Genomic DNA, 12,521 nt, shown 5'->3' with positions numbered 1-12,521 from the left:
ATATCCTATGAGCCGATTTCCGCTGCGGGCCCGGTGGTAAGTTGCCAACCGCCAGGCGCGCGCTGTGTCGCCGGCGATGTCCGACTCGCATCCCTCACCGCCCTCGCCCCGCCGCACCGGACGGAACCGATCACAGAGCTGTGAAATGGGGCAAGGTCATGGTCTGTACACGGAGGGCATCATGAGCGGCATGGCGGCACAGCCGCCGAGCGCCGCAGACAATCGCCGGCGGGGCCGCGGCGAGCAGGGCGAGCCGATACCCGAGGAGTCGCGTCGGGTGATGGCGCGGCTGGACAGGATCCGCACCTGGTCGCTGTCGCCGGCGTTCCTGGTGATCATCGGGCTGGGGTTCCTGTTCACGTTCTACGACATCTTCGACATCAACGTGTCGTTCGTCCAGACGTGCACGCAGCTGGTGCCGGGGTGCACGCCGGAGACGGCGCTGAACTACCTGGCGCTGCCGACGATCCTCAACCTGCTCGGCTACGTCGTGGGCACGCTCGTGCTCAGCCCGCTGTCGGACCGCATCGGCCGGCGCAACATGCTGCTGATCACGATGCTGATCACCGGACTCGGCTCGCTGTACACGGCGCTCTCGCCCGACTACGCCAACTTCGTGGTCTCGCGGGCGGTCACCGGCATCGGCATCGGCGCCGACCTCGCGATCGTGAACACGTATGTCGGCGAGGTGGCGCCCAAGCAGTCGCGGGCGAAGTTCACGACCGTCGTGTTCATCATGTCGGCCGTGGGGGCGTTCGTGGGCATCTGGCTCGGGCTGATCCTCACTACCCCGCCCACACCGTGGCCCACCGGCCTGCCGTTCGCGGTGGGAGCCGAGAGCGGCTGGCGATGGATGTACGTGGTCGGCGCCGCCCTCGCCATCATCGCGATCATCCTGCGGTTCCAGCTGCCGGAGTCCGTGCGGTGGCTGCTGCAGAGGGGGCGTGCGACGGACGCCGCAGTCCTCGCGGACCAGATGGAGCAGCGCGCATTGCGCAGGGGCCCGCTCGCCGAGCTGAGCCTGGCCGGCACACCCACGCACTGGCCGCCGGCCCGGCGCGTGCCCTACGGCGACATCTTCCGCAACCCGGTGTACCTGCGCCGCGTGATCCTGCTGTTCTTCATGTGGTTCGTGGGCTACATCACCGTCTACGCCTACGCCGCCGGATTCACCACGGTGCTCACATCGCTGAAGTACAGCCCGCCCGAAGCGGGCATCATCGCCGCGGTCGGCTCGATCGGATTCATCATCGAAGCGGTCGTGATGTCGTTCATCGTCGAGAAGCTCGAACGGCGCTACTGGCTGCCGATCGGCACGGTGGTGACCTTCATCGGTGCGGTCGTGGTCGCGGTGGGCGGCGACTCGCTGCTGGTCGTGTTCCTGGGCGCGATGATCATCTTCGCCGGCTTCAACCTGTGGGTCTCGCCGAGCTACGCGATGACCGTCGAGAGCTTCCCCACCCGGGCGCGCTCGACGGGCTTCGCGATCGTCGACGGTGTCGGCCACATCGGCGGCGGGATCGGCATCCTGATCCTCGCCCCGCTGATTCCGCACCTGTCGGTCATTGGGGCGCTGCTGCTGATCTCGTCGTTCCTGATCATCGCGTCGATCCTGGCCCAGTTCGCCCCGCACACGCGCAACCGCGTGTTCGAGGAGGTCTCGCCCTGACCCGTCGCGGCGCTGAGTTCGGGATGCCGCGGCCGCGGCATCCCGTCAGCCCGCGGACTCGAGCCGGTCGACCAGCGCCAGACCCTGTTGCGCCCAGGCGATCTCGCCGCGGGCGCGTTCGGCCAGGCCTTCGTAGGAGAACTGCTTGTAGGCGATGGTGCGCTCGCGCGCCTCATCGGCGGTGACGGCCAGACGGCGATTGAGCATCGCGCTGTCCATGCGCTGGATATGGTCCAGTTCGCCCTGGAACTGCTCGAGCTCGCTCTGCCAGTAGGCGATGTGCCGGCGCAGGAAGTCGCGGGCGGCCTCCGGTGACGTGTTCTCGAGGTATGCGGCGCGCAGGTGTGCGGGATCGCGGACCCGTTGATAGTCCAGCGGGGTCCGCATCCACTCCTCGTACGCGGCATCCCCCGCGGCCGTCACGTGATACACGCGCCGCGTGCCGCGGGCGCCGCGCACCTGCTCTTCTCCTTCGATCAGGCCCGCCGTCTGCATCTTGCGCAGCTCGGGGTAGATCTGGGAGTCGGGTGCGTGCCAGACGTGCCCCACCGACTGCGAGAACTGCTTCTGCAGGTCGTAGCCCGACAGCGGTCCCACACGCAGGATGGCCAGCAGGGCATAGCGCAGACTCATGCATCTCCTTCTGTGTCGAGGCTACCGGGCGGCGGCACGACCGCCGTGTTCGCCGTCACCGGCCGTCACGGCCCACGTCCGCCGCACGCGCCGACCGTGTGGCACCGACCCCGAGAGAACAGCGGGCGGACGAGAGGATGGGAAAACCCCACGCTCTCGTCCGCCACATGTTCTCTCGCGGACGGGCCGCGGGCGGGTCAGGACTCGGTGTAGCCGGTGCGCCATCCTCCGTGGTAGCTCTGGCGCGCCACCGTCGAGTACGGCACGGGGCTCACGACGGCGCGCATCGGCACCTGCACGTGAGGCTCCACCGTCGCCTTCGAGGTGTTCGGGTCCTCGCCCCACAGCACCGTGACCTCGGCGCCCTCGGGCACATCGGGGTTCACCGTCGCCAGCGACAGGGCGCGGCGCTCGTTCGAGCTGTAGCCGGTGAACATCGAGTAGCCGACGGTGTTGCCCGCGGCATCCTGCACCGCGTCGTAGTTCGCCGAGCCGTAGTTGGCCAGCGGCAGGTCGAAGAACTTGTAGCTGGGGCCCTCGACATCGAACAGCGACGCGTACAGCTTGGCCATGTCGTCGGCGTTCCACGCCAGGGTGACCTTCTTGCGCTGCGAGGCCGGGTCGATCTTCTCCAGCGCGTCGCGGCCGATGAAGTCGTGGTCGAACTTGACGAACGAGCCGTAGCCCAGCTCCCACGGGGTCAGGTAGTAGTCCTCGATGTTGTCGGAGACGAACGACCCGGCCAGGGTTCCGGTGGCCTCATAGCTGTCGGTGCCGAGCCACTCGCGGTAGCCGCGCTCGCCCTCACCGGTGTAGATGGCCGGCAGCGGCGAGGGGATCCAGCCCGACTCGAGCGTGTTCGACGGGTAGGCGCGCGAGCCCACCGGCAGCATGCCGAACTCGGCGCCGGCCTCGACGATCGCAGCGGCGATGGCGTCGTGGTCCTCGTAGGGGCCCCAGACCTCCAGGCCCGGAGCGCCGGCCATGCCGTGCCGCAGCGTGCGCACGGTGCGCCCCGCGATGGTCATGGTCGACATGCTGAAGAAGCGCAGCTGCTCGAGCGGGCCGCCGTTGAGCTTCTCGATGACCTGCCAGGCGGCCGGTCCCTGGATCTGGAAGCGGTAGTACCCGCGTGAGACCGCGTGTCCATAGGGGCGCGAGGGCGAGCGACGGTCGACGGTGAGGTCGAGGTTGGCGTAACCGCCGGTCTCGCCCTGGTACATCAGCCAGTTCGACACGGGCGCACGGCCCACGTAGACGTATTCGTCCTCGGCCTCGTGGAAGAGGATGCCGTCACCGATGACGTAGCCCTGTGAGGTCGTGGGCACGTACTGCTTGGCGCGGTTGACGGGGAAGGTGGCGACCGAGTTGATGGCGGTGTCGCTGATGAGCTTGATCGCGTCAGAGCCCTTCAGGAACACGTTGTCCATGTGGTGGGTCTGGTCGTAGAGGACCGCGGTGTCGCGCCACGCCCTCTGCTCCTTGATCCAGTTCGTGAAGTCGGCCGGCACGACCGGGTAGATGTACGACCCGATCTGCGAGTTGCGCAGCAGGTCGACGGGGTTGGTCGCGTCGATGAGCTGCTGAAGGTTGTCAGCCATGGGAACCTCTCTGTTTCATGATGTTGGGTTGTGGTGGGAGGACGGGATGCCGCGGGCTGCGGCGTCCCGGTCACGAGAAGACGATGGTGTGGTTGCCCTGGCGGATCACCCGGTCTTCGGCGTGCCATTGCACAGCGCGCGAGAGCACGGCACGCTCGACGTAGGCGCCGCGGGCCTGCAGATCGGCGGCGGTCATCGAGTGGTCGACGCGGGCGACGTCCTGCTCGATGATCGGGCCCTCGTCCAGGTCCTTCGTGACGTAGTGGCTCGTGGCGCCGATGAGCTTCACCCCGCGCTCCTTGGCCTTGCGGTAAGGAGCGGCGCCGATGAAGGCCGGCAGGAACGAGTGATGGATGTTGATCACCGGCACGCCGACCGCCTCGAGGAAGTCCTCGCTGATGATCTGCATGTAGCGGGCCAGCACCAGGAAGTCGACGTTGCCGCGCACCAGTTCGATGATCTTGGCTTCGGCCTCGGCCTTGTCGGGCCCCTGCGAGGGCACGTGGAAGAAGGGGACCGAGAAGCTGCGCACGTCCTCGGCGGTGTTCGTGTGGTTGCTGATGACCATCGGGATGGTCACCGGCAGCTCACCCCGACGGTGCCGCCAGAGCAGTTCGAGCAGGCAATGGTCGCTCGTGGAGACGAGAATGCCCATGCGCTTGGGGATCGACTGGTCGGTCAGGCGCCACTGCATGCCGTACGGCGAGAGCGTCGTGTCGAGGTCGGCCTCGATGTCGCCGATCGCGGCCGCCAGATCTGCGCGGTGGAACACCACCCGCTGGAAGAACGCCCCGCCCTGCGGGTTGTCGGAGTACTGGTCCAGGCTGATGATATTGCCCTCGTTGCGGGTGATCAGCGATGTGATCGCGGCCACCAGGCCCGCCTGGTCGGGGCCGTGCACGATCAGGCAGGCGCGGTCGTGGTTCAACTCGATGTGTGGTGACATGTTCGGTCCTCAGGACTGTGCGAACCGGTATTCGTGCACCCATTCGGCGCTGGCTCGCAGCCCGCCGAACGTATAGAAGTGCAGCTTGACGGGCTCCCGGGCCGGGTCTGCGCCGGTCAGCGACGACAGGTCCGACACGAAGCGCTCGGGGCCGGCGGTGCCCATCAGGTTCGTCAGGCTGAAACCGTACTTCTTGACGATCATGGCGTTGGCGCCGATCCCGAACCGGCGGGCGAACCCCAGCAGGCGCTTGATGCCGGCCGGTCCCGGAGTGCCGATGCGGATCTCGCTGGCGATGCCGCGTGAGCGCACCTGGTCGATCCACGTCGTGACCGGGTCGGTGTCGAACGAGAACTGCGTGAGGACCACGGCATCCAGCCCGTGCTCTTTCAGCGCTTGCGACTTGTCTTCGAGGTGCCGCCACAGCACGTCGTCGGCGATGTCGGGGTGGCCCTCGGGGTAGCCGGCGATCGAGACCTCTTTGGCGCCGTACTTCTGCAGCAGGCCGGTGCGGATCACGCTCAGCGAGTCGGGGTAGGGGCCGGCGGGCTCACTCGGGTCGCCGCCCACGCTGAACACGTGCTCGGTGGCGCCGATCTGCTGAAGCCGGTCGAGGAACTCCTCGAGCTGGGCCTGGCTCTCCAGCCGCCGAGCCGAGATGTGCGGCACGGGCGTGAAGCCGAGATCCTTCACGGCCTTCGCGGCCGCGACCCGCATCTCGAGGTCTTCGTTGCCGAGGAATGTCACGTTGATCTTCGTCCCCGCGGGGATCGAGGATGCCGCATCCTGCAGGCTGGGAATGTCTTTGCCGGTCATCTCCAACGAGAAACCGTCGACCAGCCGCAGGGCTGCAGTCTGGTCGGGCGCGGGCGCGATGTGTGCCACGGAGGGTCCTTCCTCGGGTGGAGCGCTGCGTTGCGCTCCTGTGCCACACATTACCTATGCGCATAGGTAAAGGCAAGAGGGAAATTCGTCATGAACGGCGAAAGGGCTGTGGCAGGACCGAAGTCTGGCCACAGCCCTCACGCGTCGGCCGGTGTCGGAGGGGTCAGCGCACGAGCGTGGCGCCGGCTACCGTGTAGGTGCGGGCGTTGATGAACTTCGCCGGCTTGTAGTGGATGAAGCTGCTGTCGCCGAAGCCGGTGGCATCGGCCGCACGCGTGAGCGCCTGCGCGGTCGTGCTCGGCCAGTGGCCGCTGACCACCCGCTGGTGCACCGTGTTCAGCGCCCCGACGATCTCGGCCGGGGTGAAGTTGCAGTGCCCGATCGACTGGGTGAACGCCTGCCGCAGCAGGTGTCCGTTGCCGGTCTTGACGACCTGGTCGCGGTACAGGTTCTCGTACGTGATCGGGGCGAGCTGGTCGCTGATGGTGTGCATCGTCAGCTCAGGCACCGTGATCCGCCCGGTGAGGGTGGATGTCGCCGTCAACGACGCGAGGGCGTTTGTGTCGGGCGTGATGTCCGCGGTGCGGGTGAGCTTGGCGAGGTCCGCATCGAGGTTCAGTCCTGCCTCGCGGTAGAGCGCGCGGACCTGCGGGTAGTGCGCCGACTGGCGGATGAGCTGGGCATAGTCCACGCCCACGTTCCACGAGGCGTTGCCGCCCGCGGATGCCTCGATCCAGGGGCGTCCGGAGATGACGAACTGCAGCATCGGCGGCAGCCACGCGGCCTCCTGTGCCTCCTGCTCGGCGAACGACGTGGGCGGCTGGTCGCCGCGGAACCAGTCGGGCACCTGCAGGAGGGCGGCGGCCAAGGCGATGCGCGCGCGGCCTTCGGCGGTCTGCTGCCCGGCGGTCACGGCGTCTGACAGCGCCGCTGTGGCGGCCTGTGCCTCGTCGAAGTTGGCGTAGTCGACGAGCTTGATGTCGGGGTCGGTGGCCAGCAGCTGCGCGATGGCATGCTCGCCGTCCAGCTGATAGTTGTTCAGGTTGACGCCGCCGCCGAGCAGGCCGCAGGTGGTCAGCGCCCCGTCGATGCGGCCGTCGCCGCGCTCGGCCTCCTGTGCGCTGATGAGCCCGCCCATCGAGGTGCCGAGCGCCAGGACGTGCTCGGGTTGGCCGATGACCTTCTTCGCGGCGCTCAGCGAGGCGAACTGGTCGTCCACGGCGGATGCCAGAGCCCACAGGGACGGGCCGCTGTAGGAGGATCCGACCAGCGCGTAGCCGGAGTCCAGCAGCGCCTGCTTCGTCGTGGGGTCGGGGGCATCGACCGGAGCAAGCGGGCCGAAGCCGTGACTGTACAGCACCAGCACGCCGTTCCAATGTGCGGGCTTGTCGGCGATCCAGGTCGCGCCGTCGGAAAGGTCGCCGCTGTAGTGCGTCGCCGTCGGCGCACTCGGGGCTTGGAGGGGGGCTGCCTGGGCGGCCAGGCTTCCGGTGAGCACGAGGGCCGCCGAGGCGGTGATCGTGGTGAGGGCGCGTGCGATCCTTCTGGTCATGCGAACTCCTTCCGGGCGAGGTGATGCGGTTCAGGGATATCAGCCAGCCTGATGAATCCGCAAGGGGGGTGCGGTGATCAATGTCACATCCCGGCATCGTTCGCACATGGGGTATTGACGTGCCGGGTCTCGGCGGTGATACTTCCTGATAGTCAGGATTCCTGACAATTACCCGGCACCTGCATTCACCGATGAATCGGAGCGACGATGAAGTCCAAGACCCTGCATGCCCTCGCTGCCCTGGCGACGGTATCCGTCACAGTCCTCGCGCTGGCCGGCTGTTCCGGCGGCGGAGGCACGTCACCGTCCGGCAACGCCGGCGGCGTCATCAAGATCGGCGCGGTCATGCCGCTGACCGGGCCGCTCGCCGCGCTCGGCACCGGTGACAAAGAGGCCGCCGAACAGACGGTGGCCGACATCAACAAGGCCGGCGGCATCGACGGCAAGAAGATCGAGCTGACCGTCGCCGACGACAAGACCGACCCGACCGAGTCCGTCAAGCAGTTCAACCAGATGGCGGCCGACAAGAGCTACTCGGCGATGCTGGCAAGCTCGATGACCTCGGCGGCCGCCGCGGTCAGCTCGAGCATCCTGCAGTACAAGATCCCCACGATCGCGCTGAGCCCGGTCGACCAGTACGTCGACGGCAGCAACGCCTACGCGTTCACCTCACCCGGCAGCACCAAGATCTACGCCGCCGCGCTGGTGAACTACTGGAAGACGCAGGACGTGAAGAACGTCGCCGTCGCCTACACCGGCACCGACCTGTACGGACAGACCGGTGCGGCCTCGACCAAGCAGCTCGCCGAGGCTGCGGGCATGAAGATCGTGCTCAGCGAGGCGTATGACCCGGCGGCCACCGACTTCACGCCGCTGATCACCAAGGTGGTCGCCGCTCACCCCGACGCGTTCGTGCAGTGGGGATCGGGCCCGGCCCCCGTCATCATCACGAAGCAGATCGCCGGCAAGGGAGTGCCCTTCTATGTCACCGGCTCGCAGGCCTCGAACCTGTGGCTGCAGCCCTCGGGCGCGGCAGCCGAAGGCGTGATCGGTGCGACCACCGCAGCGCTGGACCCTGACGCACTGCCCGCCGGAGCGTACAAGGACCTCGTCGAGGCTGTGGCGACACCGTGGCGTGCGGCCAACAAGAACGTCAACCCGCCGGAGTTCGCCTACGGCGGCGCGACGGCCATCCAGCTGCTGAAGAACGCGATCGAGAAGGCCGGTTCGACCGACCGCGGCAAGATCCGGGATGCGCTGGAGCAGACCGATCTGCTCACCCCCAACGGGCACTACCACTACTCCAAGACCGACCACATGGGTCTGGACGCCAGCGCGATCGGCATCATGATCGTCAAGGACGGCGTGTGGAAGGCCACCGACTGGCAGATCGACAAGTTCAAGACGGACGCGCCGAAGTAGTCATGCTCGAGGTGGACCGGCTCTCCCGGGCGTTCGGCGGCGTGTACGCGAACCGGGATGTGACACTCAGCGTCGCCGACGGCGAACTGCGGGGTGTGATCGGCCCGAACGGTGCGGGCAAGTCGACGCTGTTCACGATGATCAGCGGACACTTGCACGCCAATTCGGGTCGCATCACCCTCGACGGCGAGCACATCGACCGGCTTGCCCCGCACCAGCGGGCCCGGTTGGGCGTCGCGATCGTGTTCCAGGGGGCGCGGCTGTTCCCCGGGATGTCGGTCCTGGCCAATGTCGCGGTGGGCGCGAATGCCCGCACCCGCGCGGGCGCGGTCAGCGCCGCCCTGCGCCTGCCGCGGCACCGGCGGGAGGAGCGCGAGATCTTCGCCGACGCGCACGAGGCACTCGCGCGCGTCGGGCTGAGCGACTGGGCCGACCGCGATGCCGAGCAGCTGCCCCTCGGACAGCAGCGCAGGCTTCAGCTGGCCCGTGCGCTGACCGCACGGCCGAAGCTGCTGCTGCTGGACGAGCCGGCCTCGGGGCTGAGATCGGGCGAGCGGCGCGAACTGTCGCACCTGATCCGCGAGCTGCACCGCGACGGGATGACGATCATGCTGATCGAGCACGACGTGTCGATGGTCACGAGTCTGGCCGATCGGATCACGGTGCTCGACCTCGGTGAGGTCATCGCCGACGGCACGCCCGACGAGATCCGGCGCAACCCGAAGGTGATCTCCGCATATCTGGGGACGGCGGCGGCGACATGATGCTCGACATCGCGGACCTCGTCGTCCGCTACGGCGCAGCGACAGCGCTCGACGGCGTGTCGCTGACCGTCGACGACTCCGAGCTGGTGGCTCTGGTCGGCCCCAACGGGGCCGGCAAGACCTCGCTGGTCAACGCGATCTCGGGCATCGTCAAGCCGGCATCGGGCCGCATCCAGGTCGGCGGCCGCGTCGCCCAGGTGCCCGAGGGCCGGCAGATGTTCGGTGAGCTCAGCGTCGAAGACAACCTGCGCCTGGGTGCCTGGCGGCACCGCCCGAAGGACACGGCCCCGGTCTACGAACTGCTGCCGGATCTGCAGCGCCTGCGCAAGCAGCGCGCCGACACGCTCTCGGGCGGGCAGCAGCAGATGGTCGCAGTGGGCCGGGCGCTGATGGCCCAGCCCGACCTGCTGGTCGTCGACGAGCTGTCGCTGGGGCTGGCGCCGATGGTGGCCGCCCAGCTCGTCGAGCACCTCGCAACGCTCAACCGCACCCGCGGCACCGCGGTGCTGCTCATCGAACAGGAGATCGGCTTGGCGTTCGAACTGTGCTCGCGCGCGTACGTGCTCGAGACGGGCCACATCAAGGCTCAGGGCCCCACCGGCGAACTGCGCAACGCACCCGAATTGCAGGACGCCTACTTCGGCGGCCTGGACCTGTCCGGGGCGGGGGAGTGACATGCAGGCCTTCCTGACGTATGTGATCTCCGGCCTCGCGCTGGCCGGTTCGTTCGCCCTCGTGGGCAGCGGCATGGTCGTGGTCTACCGGGTCACCCACGTGCTCAACTTCGCCCAGGGCATGCTGGCCGTCTTCGGTGCGATGATCTCGTTCTCGCTGCTGGGCGGCGGGCTGCTCCCGCACGGCGTCGCAGAACTGGTCGCCGTGCTGTGCTGCGGCGTGATCGGACTGATCATCGGCATCATCACGATCGGCAAGCCCGGCACGCCGCCGATGATCTCGCTGCTGATCACGCTGGGCCTGGGCATGATCGCCGAGGCCGTGGTCGTGGCGATCTGGGGGCAGAACCCCATCTCGCCGCCCGGTGTGACCGGCAGCATCCAGATCCTCGGCGTCAACCTCGCCACCCAGCGCATCCTCGTCTTCCTCGTGGCGCTGGTCACCTTCGCGCTGCTGAGCCTGTTCTTCGCGCGCACCGACATCGGCAAGGCGCTGACCGCGGCCGCATCCAACCCGCATGCGGCGCGGCTGGTCGGCATCAACACGCTCGCGATGGGCTTGGTCGCCTTCGCGATCGCGGGCGTGCTGGGAGGTCTGGCCGGCGTCCTCATCGCCCCGACCACGGCGGTGTCGGTCTCATCGGACCTGCCGCTGGTGCTCAGCGGGTTCGCCGCGGCCATCTTCGGCGGACTGCGAAGCCCATGGATGACCTTCCTCGGGGCGGTGATCCTCGGGGTGGTCGGGCAGCTCGTGGCCGCGTACGGCAACGGGTCGTACCAGACTCCGGTCGCGCTGCTGATGATGCTCATCATCATGATCGTGCGTGCGGGACGGATGACGACGGAGGAGGCGAAATGAGTACGACAGCCATTCGGGTGCGCCCGGTGCTGCGCCGCGCCCGCTGGATCGCGGCGATCGTCGTGTTCGTGATCCTCGGCGTGATCCCGCTGATGCTGAACGACCTGACGTTCTTCGTGCAGACAGTGCTGGCCGCGGTCGTGGTGACCGGTCTGTCGCTGTTCATGGGGTACGCCGGCCAGGTCTCACTCGGCCAGAGCGCGTTCGTCGCCGTCGGCGGGCTGACCGTCGCCGCCCTCACCGTCAACCTCGGTGTGCCGCCGCTGGTGACGCTGGTGCTCGCGCCGGTCCTCGGCGCGGCCGTGGCCGCGCTGATCGGCTGGCCGCTGCTGCGACTGCGCGGACACTACCTCGCCTTCGGCACCCTTGCGGTGCTGCTGATCATCCAGACCGTCATGGCGACGGTGCCCTTCCTCGGCGGCGGCATCGGGATCTTCGGCATTCCGCCGCTGTCGGTCGGGCCGATCGTCTTCAGCGGACAGCTGCCGTATGCGTACCTGGCGCTGGCCGTGCTGGCGGGAGCCATGGCGGTCGCGCACAACCTGGTGAACTCGCGGTTCGGCCGCGGCATCCGTGCCATCGCCGGCAGTGAGAGCGCTGCGGCCTCCAGCGGCGTGCCGGTGCTGCGCAGCAAGATCGTCGTCTTCGCCATCGCGGGCGCGTTCGCGGGCCTGGCCGGCGGGATCGGTGCGTTCTTCACGCCGTTCGTCAGCCAGGACACCTACCCGCCGCTGGCCTCGTTCGGCTACGTCATCATGGCGATGGTCGGCGGGCTGGGCACGCTCTGGGGCGGTGTGGTCGGCGCGGTCGTGCTGAGCCTGTGGCTGCAGCTGCTCAGCGCCCTGGCGGCGCTGCCCGGCCTGCCGCCGACGGCAGGTCCGATCCTGCAGTACGCCGGCTACGGCCTGGTGCTGGTCGTGGTCCTGCTGCTCCTGCCGCGTGGGATCGTGCCGTCGGTGTCGAGCGTGGTGGACCGATGGGCCCTCCGCCGCCAGATTCCGCCGCTCCCGGCCGACGAACATGAGGAGACGCCTGTCGATGCCCGATAGCGCACGGTCGACCGTCACCTCGGCGACCGACGCGCCACCGGTGACCCTGTTGTACCTCATCAAGCAGGTGGAGCTCGCGGTGCGCTCCCGACTGGACGAGCTGGCCACGGCCCATGGCATCACGACGATCCAGTACACGGCGCTGACCGTGCTCGAGCGGCACCCCGGAGTGATCGCGGCGCAGCTGGCGCGCACATCGTTCGTGCGCGCGCAGAGCATGACGCAGCTGCTGGACGCGCTTGAGCGCCGTGGGCTGGTCGAGCGCGTGCCCGATCCGTCGTCGCGGCGTCAGCAGCGCATCTTCTTGACACCGGCCGCCCACGACCTGCTGGACGAGATGCGCCAACCGGCCGCCGACATCGAGCACGAGATGACGGCGGCCCTCACCGGCGACGACGTCGAACTGCTGCGTGAGCTGCTGCACGCCTGCCGCGTCACGCTGGCGGCCGCCGCGTCCTGACGACAGG

Annotated in this window: 12 protein-coding genes; 7 read left to right on the top strand and 5 right to left on the bottom strand. The window is 68.3% G+C overall.

What is annotated here, in order from left to right; all coding sequences use genetic code 11:
- Nucleotides 1-181 precede the first annotated feature (181 nt).
- Entirely contained in the window at nt 182-1,669 is a 1,488-nt protein-coding gene (locus QU603_RS14440) for an MFS transporter (protein WP_308492073.1), read from the top strand.
- Between the two features lie 45 nt (nt 1,670-1,714).
- On the opposite strand, the gene QU603_RS14435 is transcribed toward QU603_RS14440, so the two are convergent.
- From QU603_RS14435 to QU603_RS14415, 5 genes are all read right to left on the bottom strand, one after another.
- A complete protein-coding gene (locus QU603_RS14435; protein WP_308492072.1) occupies nt 1,715-2,302 on the bottom strand; it encodes a PadR family transcriptional regulator in 588 nt (195 codons plus the stop codon).
- A 197-nt stretch (nt 2,303-2,499) separates the two neighbouring features.
- Nucleotides 2,500-3,903, bottom strand: coding sequence for a vanillate/3-O-methylgallate O-demethylase (gene ligM, locus QU603_RS14430; protein ID WP_308492071.1), 1,404 nt, complete (start codon nt 3,901-3,903; stop codon nt 2,500-2,502).
- A 70-nt stretch (nt 3,904-3,973) separates the two neighbouring features.
- The gene (gene purU, locus QU603_RS14425; protein ID WP_308492070.1) at nt 3,974-4,849 is read right to left on the bottom strand and encodes a formyltetrahydrofolate deformylase; all 876 of its coding nucleotides are present in this window, start codon (nt 4,847-4,849) and stop codon (nt 3,974-3,976) included.
- 9 nt (nt 4,850-4,858) lie between these two features.
- Nucleotides 4,859-5,665, bottom strand: coding sequence for a methylenetetrahydrofolate reductase (locus QU603_RS14420; RefSeq protein WP_308494036.1), 807 nt, complete (start codon nt 5,663-5,665; stop codon nt 4,859-4,861).
- Between the two features lie 232 nt (nt 5,666-5,897).
- On the bottom strand, nt 5,898-7,286 hold the full coding sequence (locus tag QU603_RS14415) for an alpha/beta fold hydrolase (protein ID WP_308492069.1): 1,389 nt from the start codon (nt 7,284-7,286) through the stop codon (nt 5,898-5,900).
- 207 nt (nt 7,287-7,493) lie between these two features.
- On the opposite strand from QU603_RS14415, the gene QU603_RS14410 reads away from it, so the two are divergent.
- Genes QU603_RS14410 through QU603_RS14385 form a run of 6 tightly spaced genes read left to right on the top strand, consistent with a single transcriptional unit; the run spans nt 7,494 to nt 12,514 of the window.
- Complete coding sequence (locus QU603_RS14410) at nt 7,494-8,708, top strand: ABC transporter substrate-binding protein (protein WP_308492068.1); 1,215 nt, start codon at nt 7,494-7,496, stop codon at nt 8,706-8,708.
- 2 nt (nt 8,709-8,710) lie between these two features.
- Entirely contained in the window at nt 8,711-9,472 is a 762-nt protein-coding gene (locus QU603_RS14405; RefSeq protein WP_308492067.1) for an ABC transporter ATP-binding protein, read from the top strand.
- The gene (locus QU603_RS14400; protein ID WP_308492066.1) at nt 9,469-10,146 is read left to right on the top strand and encodes an ABC transporter ATP-binding protein; all 678 of its coding nucleotides are present in this window, start codon (nt 9,469-9,471) and stop codon (nt 10,144-10,146) included. The genes QU603_RS14405 and QU603_RS14400 overlap by 4 nt, the downstream gene beginning before the upstream one ends.
- 1 nt (nt 10,147) lies before the next feature.
- The gene (locus QU603_RS14395; RefSeq protein ID WP_308492065.1) at nt 10,148-11,005 is read left to right on the top strand and encodes a branched-chain amino acid ABC transporter permease; all 858 of its coding nucleotides are present in this window, start codon (nt 10,148-10,150) and stop codon (nt 11,003-11,005) included.
- The gene (locus QU603_RS14390; protein ID WP_308492064.1) at nt 11,002-12,054 is read left to right on the top strand and encodes a branched-chain amino acid ABC transporter permease; all 1,053 of its coding nucleotides are present in this window, start codon (nt 11,002-11,004) and stop codon (nt 12,052-12,054) included. Before QU603_RS14395 ends, QU603_RS14390 begins: the two co-directional genes overlap by 4 nt.
- Entirely contained in the window at nt 12,044-12,514 is a 471-nt protein-coding gene (locus QU603_RS14385; RefSeq protein WP_308492063.1) for a MarR family winged helix-turn-helix transcriptional regulator, read from the top strand. Before QU603_RS14390 ends, QU603_RS14385 begins: the two co-directional genes overlap by 11 nt.
- Nucleotides 12,515-12,521 lie beyond the last annotated feature (7 nt).

It is taken from the genome of Microbacterium terrisoli (assembly GCF_030866805.1).
GTDB classification, from domain to species: Bacteria; Actinomycetota; Actinomycetes; order Actinomycetales; family Microbacteriaceae; genus Microbacterium; species Microbacterium terrisoli.
Note: the sequence above shows the minus strand (reverse complement) of the source record. Positions and strands in the feature narration are given on the sequence as shown.